The 16,540-nt window shown below is 36.7% G+C and carries 12 protein-coding genes and 1 pseudogene; 2 read left to right on the forward strand and 11 right to left on the reverse strand.

The genetic code is table 11. The features are described from left to right. Positions 1-103: 103 nt before the first annotated feature. The 8 genes and pseudogenes from ACFSR0_RS01010 to dnaE all read right to left on the reverse strand — a co-directional run. A pseudogene (locus tag ACFSR0_RS01010) lies at positions 104-1,135 on the reverse strand (histidine kinase dimerization/phospho-acceptor domain-containing protein); the annotation flags it as partial. Between the two features lie 5 nt (positions 1,136-1,140). Beyond that, positions 1,141-1,851 carry a response regulator transcription factor gene (locus ACFSR0_RS01015; RefSeq protein ID WP_379979013.1) on the reverse strand — a complete coding sequence of 237 codons (711 nt, stop codon included), beginning with the start codon at positions 1,849-1,851 and terminating at the stop codon, positions 1,141-1,143. 140 nt (positions 1,852-1,991) lie between these two features. Further along, positions 1,992-3,410 (reverse strand): NADP-dependent phosphogluconate dehydrogenase, encoded by a 1,419-nt coding sequence (gene gndA / locus ACFSR0_RS01020; protein WP_379979015.1) that lies wholly within the window; start codon positions 3,408-3,410, stop codon positions 1,992-1,994. A 168-nt stretch (positions 3,411-3,578) separates the two neighbouring features. Continuing rightward, on the reverse strand, positions 3,579-3,758 hold the full coding sequence (gene rpmF, locus ACFSR0_RS01025) for a 50S ribosomal protein L32 (protein ID WP_379979017.1): 180 nt from the start codon (positions 3,756-3,758) through the stop codon (positions 3,579-3,581). A gap of 55 nt (positions 3,759-3,813) precedes the next feature. Further along, entirely contained in the window at positions 3,814-4,368 is a 555-nt protein-coding gene (locus ACFSR0_RS01030; RefSeq protein ID WP_379979019.1) for a YceD family protein, read from the reverse strand. A 173-nt stretch (positions 4,369-4,541) separates the two neighbouring features. Beyond that, positions 4,542-6,308, reverse strand: coding sequence for a pyruvate kinase (pyk, locus tag ACFSR0_RS01035; RefSeq protein WP_379979021.1), 1,767 nt, complete (start codon positions 6,306-6,308; stop codon positions 4,542-4,544). A gap of 57 nt (positions 6,309-6,365) precedes the next feature. After that, on the reverse strand, positions 6,366-7,328 hold the full coding sequence (pfkA, locus tag ACFSR0_RS01040; protein ID WP_379979023.1) for a 6-phosphofructokinase: 963 nt from the start codon (positions 7,326-7,328) through the stop codon (positions 6,366-6,368). 147 nt (positions 7,329-7,475) lie between these two features. After that, positions 7,476-10,781, reverse strand: a complete 3,306-nt coding sequence (gene dnaE, locus ACFSR0_RS01045) for a DNA polymerase III subunit alpha (protein WP_379979025.1) — start codon at positions 10,779-10,781, stop codon at positions 7,476-7,478. Positions 10,782-10,892: 111 nt separating this feature from the next. Between dnaE and ACFSR0_RS01050 the strand changes: the two genes are divergently transcribed. After that, positions 10,893-11,084 (forward strand): YjzD family protein, encoded by a 192-nt coding sequence (locus ACFSR0_RS01050; RefSeq protein ID WP_379979027.1) that lies wholly within the window; start codon positions 10,893-10,895, stop codon positions 11,082-11,084. 46 nt (positions 11,085-11,130) lie between these two features. Here ACFSR0_RS01050 and ACFSR0_RS01055 read toward each other — a convergent pair whose 3' ends face one another. The 3 genes from ACFSR0_RS01055 to ACFSR0_RS01065 form a co-directional block, all read right to left on the reverse strand. After that, the gene (locus ACFSR0_RS01055) at positions 11,131-12,327 is read right to left on the reverse strand and encodes a multidrug efflux MFS transporter (protein ID WP_379979029.1); all 1,197 of its coding nucleotides are present in this window, start codon (positions 12,325-12,327) and stop codon (positions 11,131-11,133) included. 359 nt (positions 12,328-12,686) lie between these two features. After that, positions 12,687-13,202 carry a helix-turn-helix domain-containing protein gene (locus ACFSR0_RS01060; protein ID WP_379979031.1) on the reverse strand — a complete coding sequence of 172 codons (516 nt, stop codon included), beginning with the start codon at positions 13,200-13,202 and terminating at the stop codon, positions 12,687-12,689. 762 nt (positions 13,203-13,964) lie between these two features. Continuing rightward, positions 13,965-15,401, reverse strand: coding sequence for an NCS2 family permease (locus tag ACFSR0_RS01065; RefSeq protein ID WP_379979033.1), 1,437 nt, complete (start codon positions 15,399-15,401; stop codon positions 13,965-13,967). A gap of 256 nt (positions 15,402-15,657) precedes the next feature. Between ACFSR0_RS01065 and ACFSR0_RS01070 the strand changes: the two genes are divergently transcribed. Further along, entirely contained in the window at positions 15,658-16,461 is an 804-nt protein-coding gene (locus tag ACFSR0_RS01070; protein WP_379979035.1) for a Cof-type HAD-IIB family hydrolase, read from the forward strand. The last annotated feature ends 79 nt before the right edge of the window (positions 16,462-16,540 follow it).

The following is a 16,540-nucleotide window of genomic DNA, read 5'->3' on the forward strand; positions in this document are numbered from 1 at the left end:
ATGTTGTGGTCCTTTTTATTGGTCTTGGATAAGTCATCCAAGTGCTAGTATAAAGGATTTTTTTGTTTCATGGAATAAAAAAATTTTTTAATGCAACACTAGTGTGGACATCTACTTGCTCTGCTCTGGACAAGTCTAACATTTCTTGAACCAAGACTTTCATTCGACTGATTTCTTGCATGCTTGCGGATAAAGATTCTGCTAATACTTCTGGATCATCTTTTCCCCATCGATCTAGTAGACGTAAGTGTCCTTCTATTACTGCCACTGGTGTCCTTAATTCATGAGAGACATCTTCAACAAATTGTTCCTGTTGTTCGATATAAGAACGCATGCGATCTAGCATTTCATTAAAGATTTCCGCTACATCTGCTAGTTCATCGTGCGTCGTTATTTCAGGCATATGAATGTCAGACTGTGGATTTTTTCGAATTTCTTCCATTGTATCTCGCAGTACTTTCAATGGCCTTAAGAAATAGACGGAAAGAAAATACCCCAAAACACTACTTAATACAAGAGAAATAATTTCCAGTAATATTAGCAAAAGAAGCAAACGTTGTCGAATATCGGCTAAACCTGATAATTCATAAAACGTTTGAACGTAGCCAATCGTCTCTTTTGTTTCTTTAGAAACCACTTTTTGTACGAAAATAAATCCAGAAGTATCATTGACTGTTATGATTGTCGGTTCTGATTGGTTGGTACCTACTAACGCCATGTCTTCTTTCTTGGTTTTAAAAACCAAATCTTTTTGGAGATTATAAATATACATTCGCATCTCTGGTTGACCCAAATCGGAAATAAATGGATCTATATCCATCAAAATCCCCTCAATAGTCGACGTCCGATCATAAACACTATTTTCCCCGTTGCTACTATTCGTCAGCGTTCGGTAACTTTCAACTAAGTTCAATTCTCGATTTGAATTCGCTAATCGCGAAACAGCCTCCTCTGTCGTTTGAGCTGCGTTTTTCCGCTCCTTCTCAACAAATAAATTGACAGAAGACTTATAAGTAATTACCGCAAACACAGTAAATACAACAAATATGAAGAAAGAACTTGCAAGAGCCCACTTCACAGTTAAAGATAGCCCTCTCAGTCCTTCATTCTTGTTTCTCTTCTTTTTTTGAATCATCGATTTCATGAACGCATCACATAACCTGTACCACGAACTGTTTGGATATAACTTTCTTCCCCTGGCACATCGATTTTATTTCTCAAATAACGTATATAGACATCCACTACATTGGTTTCAACTTCCGTTTCGTAGCCCCAGACTTTATTCAATAAAACATCTCTGGCTAACACAACGTTCACGCTCTCCATTAGTGTTAAGAGCAATTCGTATTCACGTTTTGTCAATTCAATGACTTCTGTTCCACGACGGACAATTCGGTTTTCTTTTTCAATCGTTAAATCGCGATACGTAATGGTCGTTTGTTTAGAGATATTTTTATCACTCTCAATATCAACACGACGAAGTAACGCACGTAAGCGCGCAAGCAACTCTTCAATTGCGAAAGGTTTCACAATATAATCATCCGCACCATGATCCAATCCAGAAACGCGATCAATAACAGAATCTCTCGCAGTCATCATGATAATGGGGGTATTTTTCACTTGACGAATCCGTCGACAAACTTCTAAGCCATTTAATTCGGGTAACATTAAATCCAATAAAATGGCATCCCATTCATTATTGAGAGCGGCATCCCATTCATTATTGAGAGCGGCATCCAAGCCTGTCCGGCCATTGTAATGGACATCAGTTGTGTATCCTTCATGTTTTAATTCTAATTCAACAAAGCGAGCGAGATTTTTCTCGTCTTCTATAATCAATACCCTACTCATTTATTTACTTTTCCCTTTCTATTGAAAACACTTTTTTTATTCTAAGCAACAATCCGATTTTAACACGAACTAATCAATAAAAAAAGAGATTCACTACAAAACATCTTGTTCTGCAGCATCTCTTTTTTTACAAAATTATTTTATTGTTCTTCATACCAAGAATAATGGAAGATTCCTTCGCGATCTGTCCGTTCATATGTGTGCGCTCCAAAATAATCTCTTTGTGCTTGGATGAGATTTGCAGGTAGTCGTTTCGAACGATAAGAATCAAAGTAGGCGATAGCAGATGAAAATGTTGGTACTGGGACACCAGCTTTTACGGCAATTGCTACTACATCTCTCACTGCTTGATGATATTTTTTGGTAATATCGTTAAAATAATCATCTACTAGTAGGTTTTCGATGTCAGCGTTTTTGTCATAAGCATCCGTAATTTTTTGCAGGAAGCGAGCACGGATAATGCAGCCAGCTCGCCAAATTTTTGCAATTTCTCCGAATGGCAAATCCCAATCATACTCTTTCGACGCTTTTCTTAATTGAGCAAAGCCTTGAGCATAACTCATAATTTTACTGAAATATAAAGCTTCGCGAATTTTTTCTACAAATTCTTCTCTATCACCGGTAAAAGCATAGTCAGGTTGAGTTAAAATTTCGCTTGCAGCAACTCTCTCTTCTTTATAAGCAGAAATGTATCGTGCAAATACGGATTCTGTGATAAGTGGTAACGGCACACCTAAATCTAGCGCACTTTGACTTGTCCATTTTCCAGTTCCTTTATTTCCAGCCGCGTCTAAGATTACATCGACAATCGGTTTTCCAGTTCCCAAATCATCTTTTCTCGTTAAAATATCCGCAGTTATTTCAATTAAGAAACTATCTAGCTCGCCAGTGTTCCATTCCTTGAAAATTTCTGCCATTTCATCGACAGATAAGCCAAGGATATTTTTCATTAAGTCGTAGGATTCAGCAATCAATTGCATATCTCCATACTCAATACCATTATGAACCATTTTAACATAATGTCCTGCTCCATTGGGTCCAATGTAAGTGACACATGGTTCTCCATCTTCTGCTTTGGCAGAAATTTGTTCTAAGATAGGTGCGACAAGCTCGTATGCTTCTTTTTGTCCCCCAGGCATAATGGAAGGGCCTTTTAGCGCTCCTTCTTCTCCTCCAGATACACCAGTACCAATGAAGTTAATTCCTGAATTTGCCAAATCCTCACTGCGACGAATGGTATCTTTAAAGAACGTATTTCCACCGTCGATGAGTACATCTCCTTTATCCAAATGAGGAAGCAAGGCTTGAATGGTTGCATCGGTTCCTTTACCTGCCTGAACCATCAGCACAATTCTTCTAGGCTTTTCAATTGAGTCAACAAATTCTTCTACACTATAAGTTGCCTTCAAATTTTTATCTGGATGTTCTGCGACAACGGCTTCTGTCTTTGATCCCGTGCGATTGTATAAAGCAACTGAATACCCGCGGCTTTCAATATTTAACGCTAAATTTTTTCCCATCACGGCCATTCCGACAACGCCAATTTGCTGTTTTGTCATGCGTACTCCTCCTAATACGATTTTCGTTGTTCTTTTTTCTAAACCATTATATCGTAAAAAAGATCTTTATGAAACTCTTCTTTCTTAATTTCATATTTTCAGAAAAAAAAATAAATCCAAGGCTCCATGGTTAGCCTTGGATTTTACATTCATTTCTGAAAAAATGAATTATGCTTCTTTTGAAGTTACGTCTTTTCCATCGTAATGTCCGCAATTCGCGCAAACATGATGGCTTTTTTTCATTTCACCACAATTTGAACATTCATTTAAACCATTGATTGTTAACTTGTAGTGTGTACGGCGTTTCGCTTTTTTAGCTTTTGATGTTCTTCTAGCTGGTACTGCCATGTCTTACACCTCCTTAATTTGTCAAACAACTATAGAGTTGCAATTTATTCCAATCTCACTTATTCTCATCAGAATAAAAATCTGATAATTTTGCAAGACGAGGATCAATTTTTTGTTGTTGCTTTTCATGAATCAATGATTCATATTCATCTTCAGACAAGACTTTCCAGCCTTCTCCTGAAGGTAAATCTTTTCCGTTCTGTTCTTCTTCCGTTAATACTTGAAGAGGAATAGCCAAGACAATGTTATCCACTACAGATTCCGTTAAATCAAGCGTTTGTGTTTCAAGAAGAAGCACTTCTTGCTCATTGATTTTGTCTTTGTTTGCACGAAATTGTTCAGGAGTCATAAATAATTCATCCACTTGGAAAACCATTGGCAAACGCACCGGTTCTAATGACCGTGTAGAAGGCAATGTTAGCATTGTTTCTACTTCATAGAATAGCAAATAAGAATCCGCTTCAACGGTGAGTGTTCCTTTCACTTTGACAGGAGCTGCATCGAGAATCATCGCTTCTTTTTGTTTCAAGCGATCAGTTATATCTAGCGATGTATCAAAACTGATTGATTCTTTTTTATACTTGGTTAATTCTAGCAACGACCATTTCATTATTTATCACCTCTTAAGCAACAAAGATTATTATACGGAGCTTAAATATGTTTGTCAATGTATTTTTCTTGACAGGCATAAAATAACCCCTCGTGCTAAGAATCTGTAAACAATTTGTTTTATGCAGATTGTTTCAACAACTCTTCGCGAGAGGGGATTTGGATTACCTTAAATTAAATGGCTGTTGTTTCACCACGATAAACGATACCACGTCGAGAATCAACGGTAATCAATTCGCCATCTTTAATTGTATTGGTAGCGCCTTTTGCACCGACAATGACTGGTAAATCTTTGGCAATTCCAACAACGGCTGCATGTGAGGTCAATCCGCCATCTTCTACAACCAAAGCTGCTGCTTTATCAATAGCAGGCATGTATTCTTTATCGGTTGTTGGGACAACTAAAACCATACCATCTTGTGCCTTAGCAATAGCATCTTCTGCATTCTTAGCCACAACTGCATTTGCAACAACAGAACGTTCACCAACACCTTGAGCTTCAATTAATTTCGAACCAATTAGTTGAATTTTCATAACGTTTGTTGTTCCTCTTTCACCTACTGGAACACCTGCAGTAATCAAGATTAGATCGCCTTCTTTAGCAAATCCTAATTCGACAGCTTTTTTCGTAGCCAATTCGAACATTTCATCTGTTGTTCTTGGTTTTTCAGTTACAGTTGGGTAAACACCCCAGTTAAGCATTAAGCCACGTTTTGTTCGTTCGTCAAAGGTTACTGCCAAAATATCAGCATCTGGACGGTATTTTGAAATCATTTTTGCAGTATGACCTGATTCAGTTGCTGCAACAATGCATTTTACGTTTAGATTTTTTGCTGCACGTGCAACTGATAATCCGATTGTTTCAGTAACATCTGTTTTATCAAATTGATTGATTTGGAATGTTCCCATACTGTTCAATGCTTTTTCAGCTTCGCTGTCAATACGTGCCATCGTTGCAACGGACTCTACTGGGTATTCTCCATTTGCAGATTCACCTGATAACATCGTTGCATCTGTTCCATCAAACACAGCATTTGCAACGTCTGACGCTTCTGCTCTTGTTGGACGAGGGTTGTGTTGCATTGATTCTAACATTTGAGTTGCAGTAATAACTGCTTTACCGACTGCGTTACATTTTTTAATGATAGTTTTTTGAACCATTGGTACATATTCAGCAGGAATTTCAACACCCATATCTCCACGAGCTACCATGATTCCATCAGAAACTTTCAAGATTTCATCAATATTGTCAATACCTTCTTGTGATTCAATTTTAGAAAAAATTTGAACATGTGTCATATCTTTTTCTTCTAAAATTTCACGAATATCTAAAACGTCTTGTGCTTTACGAACGAAGCTTGCTGCAATAAAGTCAATATCATTGTCACAACCAAAACGGATATCCTCAGCATCTTTTTCAGTAATTCCTGGAAGGCTGATTGATACACCTGGTGCATTCACGCCTTTGCGTGATCCTAAAATACCGGCATTTTTCACAACTGTAACTAATTCTTTGTTAATTTCATCTTTTTCACTAATTTGCATATCAATCAGGCCATCATCAAATAATACATGTCCACCAACTGCTACATCATCAAATAATCCTGGATAAGTAACAGCAATTTTTTCTTTTGTTCCTTCCAATGAAGCATCCATTGAAATCCGAACTACATCACCAATTTCAAAAGCGATTTTCCCATTTTCTGTTGCTTGAACCGTCGTACGAATTTCTGCACCTTTTGTGTCTAGTAGGATTGCAACGTCTTTTCCAGTATTTTTCACAGCTTCACGCACTAATGTCATGCGGGCCAATTGTTCTGAATGGTCCCCATGGGAGAAATTGAAACGAAAAACATTTGCACCTGATTCAATTAATTGAGTGATGATTTCAAGTGTATTACTTGCTGGTCCTAATGTGCTAACAATTTTAGTCTTTTTCATGGAAAAATTTGCTCCTCTTCATTTATTAAACAGGCATTATGCCGTTTTTTAACAAGATTAAAATGATAATTCTTTATTTAATTGATACAGAGAGATATCAGGTTTGTGCTTATTGTTTTCAAGCGTGTCAATGATGTCTGCAGCGACGACTTGATTCTCTTCAATACCTATGCATAGACCGCCTTTTCCCTCTTTCAATAAATCAACAGCATAGCCGCCAAATTTACTTGCTAAAACGCGATCGCGTGCGCTAGGAGAGCCCCCACGAACAATGTGTCCTAAAATAGATACTCGGGTATGGAAATCACCATATTGAGACAACAATTCAGCAAATTCATTTCCACCCATAACGCCTTCAGCTAGCACTATTAGACAGTGTTTTTTCCCTCTGTCACGTCCTGCTTGAATTCGTTTTGCTACTTCTTGAATATCAAAGTCATGTTCAGGAATGATAATTTCATCCGCTCCGCCTGCAACACCTGACCAGAGCGCAATATCACCCGCATTTCTCCCCATTACTTCAATAACAAACGTACGCACATGCGACGTTGCTGTATCACGAATACGGTCGATTGCATCCAACACAGTATTAATCGCTGTATCGAAACCTACTGTAAAATCTGTTCCCGGAATATCATTATCAATGGTACCTGGAACCCCTACAGCTGGATACCCTCTTTTGGTCAAGGCCATCGCTCCATGATAAGATCCATCTCCACCAATGACAACAAGTCCTTCAATCCCAAATTTCTTGAGTTGTTCAATTCCTTTTAATTGACCTTCTTCGGTTGCAAATTCAGGGTAGCGCGCAGAATATAAAAACGTTCCACCACGTTGCACTTTGTCTCCTACATCTGCCACATCTAATCTACGAATATCACCTGCCACCAAACCTGCAAATCCATAGTTAATTCCGTAAACTTCCATGCCTTCGTAAATTGCTTTACGAGTCACTGCGCGAATTGCCGCATTCATCCCAGGTGCATCGCCACCACTAGTTAAAATTCCGATGCGTTTCATTTACACATTCACCTCATTATTTTTATTTGCTCTTCTACTAAAACACACTGTTTTCGTGTTATCCACAACTGATATTTTACCATTTTTATTAGTTATTGTCTTGAAATAACGTGAAAATTTTAACCAACGTAACGAAAAATGTAACAATCACTTGAAAATTACATTCTCTTTTCCTAACAAATTCTTTAGTATCTCCGCTACTTTGGTATTATTTTCGACCCGTAAGTTATCAGGCAAATTTTTCCGTTTTTTTTCCATTTCGTAGAATAAAATAACAGGAATATCTCCTTTATTTTCTTGGATAATGTTGGCTAATTGATTTAAAATGCTTATTTCTTGATGTTGCTTGTCTATTTTCAAATAACAAGTTACTTGACTTGATTCTTTTCTCACCTGACTAGCCAATTGAATTTTCTGCACCAAAATTTGCATTTCACCATTGTACCGACTTGTTTCAACTTTCCCCTCAATTAGGTAGACTTCTTCTACGGCTAAATCTTTTCTTACCATCCGATACAAATCTGGAAAGATAGTCGCACTCCCCTCAGCACTTATGTCCATCATATCGAGAAAAGCCATTTTTTCTCCTTTTTTGGTACGTATTTCCCGAATATTTTTTAAGTACCCTAATACATAAACTGACTTTCCAGGAATAAGATCACTTAGTTGCGTTGTTTGCCAATGTTTTTTTAAGTAGTCGTACTCCTGAATAGGGTGACCAGAAATAAAAACACCCAGTAATTCCTCTTCTATCGTTAACTTTTCCATCATTGAAAAATCTGTCACATTTGTTGATTTTAATGGCATTAATTCCAGTAAATCCATACTGCCAGCACTAAAGGCTAAATTTTGAATTTTGCCTTCTAATTCTTGAAACAGTTGTTTGCGATTCTCCTCCATTTGATCGAAAGCCCCTACTTTAATAAGTGGTTCAAGTAATTCTTTTTTTAGGAGTTTTGGATTTAGTTGGTTAAGTCGTAATAAAAACTGATCAAATGATTGAAAAGGACCATTTTGTTTTCGTTCAGTGATAATCCATTCAGTAAAATCTTTGCGAAGTCCCTTGATACTATTTAACCCAAAGCGAATGGCGACATTTTTTTCAATTGAAAAGCCCCCGTAGCTCTTGTTAATTGATGGTGATAAGAATACTACACCTTGTCGTTTGGCTTCATTGATATACTCGCGTATTTTATTGGTATTTCCACGAACAGATTGAATCAACGCACGGTAAAAAGGAACTGGATAATGCACTTTTAAATAGGCCATTTGATAAGCAATTTCTGAATACGCAAATGCATGTGAGCGGTTGAATCCATAATCAGCAAATCGTTCAATATACTGATACGTTCTCTCCGCCGTTTTCAAAGAATACCCCTTTTTTTGAGCACCTTCACAAAATTTTGCTCGTTGCTGATCCAACACGGTCCGTTTCTTTTTGCTAATTGCTCTTCGTAGAATATCTGCCTCCCCCAGGGTAAATCCGCCCATTACGGAAGCTACTTGCATGACTTGCTCTTGGTAAACCATAATGCCATAAGTGGTCTCTAAAACTGGCTTGAGGGACTCATCTAAATAAGTAATCGCTTCTTTTCCTTTTTTTCTTTTAACATAGGAATCAATCATTTTCATTGGCCCTGGACGATAGAGCGCATTGACGGCTGCTAATTCCTCAAGATTAGTTGGGTGAACCTCGCGCAATACGTTTCGAATACCAGCTGATTCGAATTGAAAAACCCCAACGGTGTCCCCCGTTTGAAACAACTCATAGGTTTGTTTATCATTTTGCGGAATCATAGTTTGCGTAAAGGGTTGCTTTGTCAAATAGAAAATTCCCTTTAAAGTGTCATCAATAATCGATAAATTCCGTAAACCTAAAAAATCCATCTTCAAAAGACCCACTGCTTCAACATCATTCATCGTAAACTGTGTTAAATATAATTCGCCGGATCCCGCTTGCAGTGGGACAAAATTCCGTAAATCTTGGTCACTAATTACTACCCCTGCAGCATGAGTTGATACATGCCGTGGCAGCCCTTCTAATTGCATCGCAATTTTGAAAAGCTGCTTATTCTTTTCACTCAGTTGTATGAGCTCTCGAAGGGCTTTTGATGTTTGATACGCCTCATTTAAGGTGATTTTTAACTGATTGGGAATCGTTTTGGACCATCGATTCATTTCGCTTTGAGAAAGACCAAATGTGCGAGCAACATCCCGCAACACCATTTTGGCTGCCATTGTTCCAAAGGTTGCAATTTGAGCGACAAAATTCGCCCCATACTTTTCCTTCACGTAATGAAGAATGCTTTCCCGACGATTATCCGGTATATCCAGATCAATATCAGGCATTGTGTACCGCTCGGGGTTGAGAAAACGTTCAAATAAAAGATGAGATTCAAGTGGATCAATTTCCGTAATGTGTAATAGGTATGAAACAAGTGATCCTGCGGCGGAACCTCTTCCTGCACCAGTAACAATTTGATTTTCATGCGCAAAATTCATAATATCCCAAACAATTAAAAAATAATCGTCAAAGCCCATTTGATGAATAATGGCTAACTCGTAGGTTAAGCGTTCTCGATAGTTCTTTTCTCCTTCAAGTTTACGATTTTGAAGACCTTGTTCACATAAACTAGCTAAATAGTCCTTGGCAGACTGCTCAGTAGGTATTGGATATTTTGGTAACAGGGTTTGATGCAAAGGTATCGCCACTTGGCACTCCGCTACCACTCGCTCAAGTTCCGTTACCGCTTCAGGATAGTCTTTAAAAAACGCATCCATTTCACTGGCTTTTTTTATGGAATGGACTACTTCTTTTTGCGAATCAAGCATTCGCCAATCAAGAGTGGTTCCATTTTTGATATGTTTCAAAACCTCAATTGCTAAATCTTCTGACTCATTTAATGTAACACTCTCTTGGACAGCAATTGGTTTAAACCCTAATGCTTTCATTTTTTCCTGATAGGATTGAAAGTCATCATGCTTTAGCATTTCAGGCGAAACACAAAAATACGTATGCTTTTGATTTTGGCTTAACCAGGAGTCCTTCGATGCTAGTTGGTTTTTAAAATCAAACGCCTGCCCTGTTTCTTTTGGAAATAGAATAAAAACGTCCGATAATGCACTCGCAGACTGAATAATTGGCCTTTCAGCTAGCATTTTTCTTGTAGAAAGAAGCATCAGCTGTTGATAGCCTTGATAGGACTTTGCAATAAAGTAAAAAGAATAGGACTCATGATCCGATATCTGTAAATCAAGTAGTAAACCAATTATTGGTTTAATTTCAGCATTTTGACACAATTGATAAAATTCAACGGCTCCATAAATATTATTATGATCAGTTAACCCAATTGCATCATAATGGAGCTCCTTAGCTTTTTGAACGTATTCCGGCAATCTAATTGTACTTTCAAGTAACGAATAGGCCGATTTCGTTAATACAGGAATATACACCTTTGTACCCTCCATTCATTTCTCTTAGCTTTTCTTAGAACTAACCCACTTTACAAGCAAAAAAAATGTGTTAAACTATAGACAAAATCGATCACGAAAGAAGGAAAAGACGTGCGCTATTTTGTGACATTTTTTTGGACAATCATTTTAGGTCAAGTCGTTGGTTATCTAGGTAGCTCTTTAATGAGTGCCACCTACCATTTTCAAACGTGTTTGATCCTTTCTATCATTGTAGCTATTGTCATCATCTTATTCAGCGAAGTTGGAACCGCTGGTCAAACTGATTCACAAGCGAAAGAATAGAATAGAAAAAACCAGTTACCTAATTGTAACTGGTTTTTTTTATTTTTTAAAGGTTATAATCTACGCCCTTTCTAAAATTAAGGACTGACAGCAATATATTTATTGCCACAAATAAACTGGTTACCCAAAAAACTGCTCGATATCCCATATGATACGCTACTGTTGAACCAATCATCGGACCAATTACTTGACCAAAGTTATTAAACATTTGGTTATAGCTATACATACGACTCACTCCTTCTAACGGAGTGATTTTACTAATCAGTGTATTTATTGAAGGCATCAACGCTCCTGTCGAAAAGCCTAATAAAAATCGTAATACTCCCAGTTGAAAAGGGGTTTGAACAAATCCCATCGGAATAAAGCAGACAAATGAAAATATTAAACCACCAAGCAGAACTTTATGGTTTCCTATTCGATCCCCTAATCGTCCTAAAATTGGAGAGGATATCATCGCTGAAACTCCAACGATGGATACAATAATCCCACTCGTCAACAAGACATTTTTCCCATTTCCACTCAACTCTCGAATGTAAAGGGTTAGGATTGGACTGATACTAGTAATACCCAATTGCAAAATAAGAGAAGTTAAAAACAAGCCAAAAATAATCTTAACATTCTTCATTTGTTTGAATATATCAGACATTGGAACCATATGTTTTTTTTCAATTGGTTGAAAATTTTCTTTTACTAGAAAAATAGTCAACAATAGTGTAATAGACAGAACAGTACCAGTAATCATAAATACACTTCTCATTCCGAAAAGTTCCGCTAGTAGTCCCCCTAAAGATGGCCCAATCAAATTTCCTGCAATAGCCCCAGTCGCTAACGTGCCTAATGCCCAGCCGCTTTTTTCTTTTGGTGCTTGAGAAGCGATCAATGCTGTTGCATTTGGTATGTATCCGGATAAAACACCGGTCATAAAGCGCATTATAAGTAGCCAATAAACATTTGGAACAAATGCTAGCGATCCCATCGTAAGCGTCATACCAGCCGATGCACGAATCATCATCAACCTGCGCCCTTTCTGATCAGCCAGATTTCCCCACAGTGGTGCAACAATTGCTGCTGCTAGTGCAGTCACTGATAAAGCCAACCCAGCAAAAAACTCCACTTGACTCTTGGGCGCACCTAATTCTTCAACATATAGTGGAAGAAATGGCATCACCAAACTAAAACTCGCACCTGTAAAGAAGCAACCAATCCAAGAAATATATAAATTTCGTTTCCAATCAATCCCCATAGACAAACCTTCTTTCTCATCCACTATAGCCCATTTTCAGAAAAATAGAAATACGAAAAGGCGAAAATCCGTTGGTTTCAACGAAGTTTTCATCTTCCTTTATTTAATCTTAAAACGATAAAGAGTGCTACTTTTTTATTTTGAAGTTTTTTCATGCATATAGTCGTATAAGTTTTTCTCATTCAGAATAGCTGAAATCAAATGATTTTTGTCAATAATATTGATTCCTTTCTTTTCGATAAAAGAAACCATTTGCGGAAGATATTCCGTAAAATTTTGTGGAATTAGTAACTTCAACTTCTCGGAATTTTTAATTGTTAACTGAATCGAAAAATCGTCAGGATTTATATCAAATGGGCTCATCCTTTGTTTATTATTGTAAATGAGTTCAAAATTTTGTATCTCTTGGTAAAAGATGCTTGTCTCTGTAACATTTTTTTGATTAGCATTCCAAATATTTGTTGTATTTTTTTGATAGGTAATTTGGAATAGTTACAATAATCAATTGATTTCTGAGTGACTATCCAATAATTACCCACTAAAAGGGAGAAACAATTTAGTGCACCTAGTACAAAAAGTAACAAAAATAGCCACCACGGTTGAAAACTAAATCCAGTCAAAATAGAAACGATTGTGAACCAACTAATACTTATTTTCAAAAATGTCCATCTCGACATCTTCTTTCCAACTAAAAAGGGTTTTTGAAAATATCTACTACCTCGAATCAACTCATCCAAAGGAATATTATATAAGTCACTTAATAATAGCAGATTGTCAATGCTAGGGGTGTTGATTCCTGTTTCCCATTTCGAAATCGTTTGATGTGAAAGATGCAGTTTATCAGCCAATTGCTCCTGTGTTAGATGATGATCCATTCAATGAGTTTTAAGTAGTGAACAAAATTTCATTTTTTACCTCCCAGTTATAAAATAGTACCTAAATTTTACCATCAAAGCATCATTAAATCCTGCACCTAAAAAGCGCAAAAGGGTTTTTTGCCTGTTTTCTCCAAAATTACTATAAAACTTACATAACAACACACTAAAGGACAAATAAATACAAAGACAAAAAAATACTAATTCTTCAATAATTCGTTGGCAATATCGCCCTTTTTTTGATGCGCTTACAATAGATTGAATGAACACCTTCTTTTCAAAAAAATAAACGAGCCAAAATCTTCACGAAATAAGTGATCATTAAACTATCCCGACAATCGTTTCAGATAGAAAGTGAGAGTATAACGAAGTGAATCACACCATGAAGATTGAAGAGTATACCTATGTTAACAGTTGCTCCATTATTATAGTTATAGTTTTTTCTTTTTTTCAAGATATGAATAATATTATGTTGAATTTGGCAGATTATATACTACCATTAGCAATAATCCTTACTTCGTACACTATAAAGAAAAAATACAATTTCGCAGGGCCAGAAAGCAAACGTTCATTTGGATTAGTCTGTCTAGTGGCAATAAGTAAATTAATACAAGGAATTTTTTAAATCCAGCGCTAGATTCATTCAAAAAAATAAACAAAAAAGACCTACCAAAATTAGACTGTTGATCTAATATGGTAGGTCTAGCTGTTTATCAAATTTAATCTATCGTAGAAATGCTATGAACTTCATTTACCTCTTCACTATAATACAGCTAAGATAATAAAGTTCAGAATGAACAAGGCATCAACAATCCATAGAATAGTTGAAACTTCTTTCGATTTTCCTTTAGCAACTTTGACAATCGCATAGAAGATAAATCCAGCTGCAATTCCGTAAGAGATGCTATAACATAATCCCATGAAAACAGAAGCGAAAAATGCCGGTAGAGCTTCTTCCATATCAACCCAATTAATATCTTTGAAGGAAGCCATCATCATCACACCAACTAGAATCAATGCTGGTGCAGTCGCTTGACTTGGCACGACCGAAATTAATGGAGAGAAGAAACTACTAATGGCAAATAGAATAGCCACAACGACTGACGTTAATCCAGTACGTCCACCTGCTCCGATACCAGCAGCAGATTCAACGTAGGTTGTGGTATTTGATGTACCAAAAATTGCACCAATTGATGTCGCAATTGCATCTGCAAACAAAGCTTTATCCATTTTCGTGTTAAAGCCCTTGCTATCTTCCAACGCATCTTCATCAGCTTTTGAAAAGATACCTGTACGACGACCAGTTCCAATAAATGTTCCAATTGTGTCAAATGTATCTGAAAGACTAAACGCAATGATTGTCATTAATACTTGCGGAATTTTGGAAGCATTACTAAATAATGATTGCATTCCTTGGTCACCAAATGCTGCACCAAAAGTTGTTCCCAATTCTTTAAAAGAACTTCCTAATGAATTGGCATGCCAATCGATTGTACTAAGATCGACTACACCCATAAATATACCAATAATTGTCGTTACCAAAATACCGATAATAACTGCTCCACGAACATTGATAACTACCAATACTGCCATAATTGCTAACCCAATAATAGCCAATAGAACAGGTGCATTATTAAAATTCGCTAATGCTGGAACGATTCCACCGTTCATATTTACGTTTGTAGCGGCGCCATCTTTTACAACTGAGCTTGTAATCGTCGCGGAATCTGCACTGAAATTTAATAAATTCGCGTTTTTAAGACCTACATAAGCGATAAAAATCCCAATCCCACCACTAATGGCATGTTGTAAACTTTCTGGTATAGAATAAATAATTAACTTTCGAATTTTTGTTACGGTGATAAAAATATTAATAAGACCACAAATAAATACCATGGCAAGTGCCTCTTGCCATTTGTAACCCAACCCTATAACAACTGTGAATGTGAAAAAGGCATTTAATCCCATGCCGGGAGCTTGCGCATAAGGAACATTAGCAAACAGCCCCATAACCAGTGTACCGATAATTGAAGAAATGATTGTTGCCAAAAAAACAGCTTGGAACGGCATTCCTGTAGCGGATAAAATACTCGGATTCACGAACAAAATATAGCTCATCGCAAAGAATGTTGTTAACCCGGCCATAACCTCCGTTGAAACAGTTGTGTTGTTTTCCTTTAATTTGAAAAACTTTTCCATCATGTTCACTCCTAATTCATCAATATAAAAACACAAACAAACACATAAAAAAAACAAAAAATATTCGTTTATATCCTTTACATTTAGTGATTATATCGAATCAAGTTTTCTTTTTCAAGGATTTGTTTGCAAAAAAATGAATAAGCCGGTCTTAATGTTCGTGTTTTACCTAGATCTACTATTTAATTTCATTTGTCATTTTTTTTAATTATGTTACACTTAACTGACGTCGATTTGACGAGAAAGGAGAACGAACATGACAAGAAAATTAATTGCTATTGATTTGGATGGCACCACCTTAAATGCTCAATCACTCATTACCAAACGAACTGAAACTGTTTTGAAAAAAGTTGTTTCCGCAGGCAATGTTGTGAGTATCGCCACAGGTAGGCCCTATCGGATGAGTTCTCAATTTTATCAACAATTAGCATTGACTTCTCCGATGGTTAATTTCAATGGTGCACTAGTTCATTTGCCAAATCAACAGTGGCCTTTTGAAAAAGAACATTCCATTAAAAGAGAAATAGCATTTTCGATTTTGGAAAAAAAACAAGAGCTAAAGCTTGATTTTGTGGCAGCTGAAAATAGACAATCATTTTACGTTGATCAAATTGAAGGGGTGGAGCCCCATTTCTTTGCAGCAGATAAAATTTTAACAACGAATCTTTTTAAAAATCTTTCAAGCAACCCTACTTCGCTGTTATTGAAAACCAAACATGAATATGCTTCGCAAACATCAGAAAAGTTGATGTCTGAATTTAAAGATGAGATTGACGTGCGTACATGGGGTGGCCCAAATGCTATTTTAGAAGTTGTTCCCAAAGGTGTTCAAAAAGCTATGGGTGTAGACATCATCGCACAGTCCCTAAAAATTCCTCAAAAAGATGTCATTGCATTCGGTGATGAACACAATGATGTAGAGTTAATTGACTATGCTGGCTGGGGTGTCGTGATGAAAAATGGCACAGATCAATTAAAGTCTTATGCAAATGATATTACGGAAAAAACAAACGACGAGGATGGTTTGGCCGATTATTTGGAAAAATATTTAGCATTATAAAAAACGTGAGCGATTCCCACTTTCATCGCTCACATTTTTTATTTGATTGAATTCAGTGTTGCTACTCGAAATACGTACG

Source organism: Enterococcus camelliae, from assembly GCF_042685105.1.
Taxonomy (GTDB): domain Bacteria; phylum Bacillota; class Bacilli; order Lactobacillales; family Enterococcaceae; genus Enterococcus_G; species Enterococcus_G camelliae.

Coding starts and splice junctions, on each gene's coding strand:
- ACFSR0_RS01060 (WP_379979031.1), bottom strand. CDS start 13,202: ATGGATCATCATCTAACACAGGAGCAATTGGCTGATAAACTGCATCTT.
- ACFSR0_RS01055 (WP_379979029.1), bottom strand. CDS start 12,327: ATGGGGATTGATTGGAAACGAAATTTATATATTTCTTGGATTGGTTGC.
- ACFSR0_RS01015 (WP_379979013.1), bottom strand. CDS start 1,851: ATGAGTAGGGTATTGATTATAGAAGACGAGAAAAATCTCGCTCGCTTT.
- ACFSR0_RS01030 (WP_379979019.1), bottom strand. CDS start 4,368: ATGAAATGGTCGTTGCTAGAATTAACCAAGTATAAAAAAGAATCAATC.
- rpmF (WP_379979017.1), bottom strand. CDS start 3,758: ATGGCAGTACCAGCTAGAAGAACATCAAAAGCTAAAAAAGCGAAACGC.
- pyk (WP_379979021.1), bottom strand. CDS start 6,308: ATGAAAAAGACTAAAATTGTTAGCACATTAGGACCAGCAAGTAATACA.
- ACFSR0_RS01065 (WP_379979033.1), bottom strand. CDS start 15,401: ATGGAAAAGTTTTTCAAATTAAAGGAAAACAACACAACTGTTTCAACG.
- pfkA (WP_379979023.1), bottom strand. CDS start 7,328: ATGAAACGCATCGGAATTTTAACTAGTGGTGGCGATGCACCTGGGATG.
- ACFSR0_RS01070 (WP_379979035.1), top strand. CDS start 15,658: ATGACAAGAAAATTAATTGCTATTGATTTGGATGGCACCACCTTAAAT.
- gndA (WP_379979015.1), bottom strand. CDS start 3,410: ATGACAAAACAGCAAATTGGCGTTGTCGGAATGGCCGTGATGGGAAAA.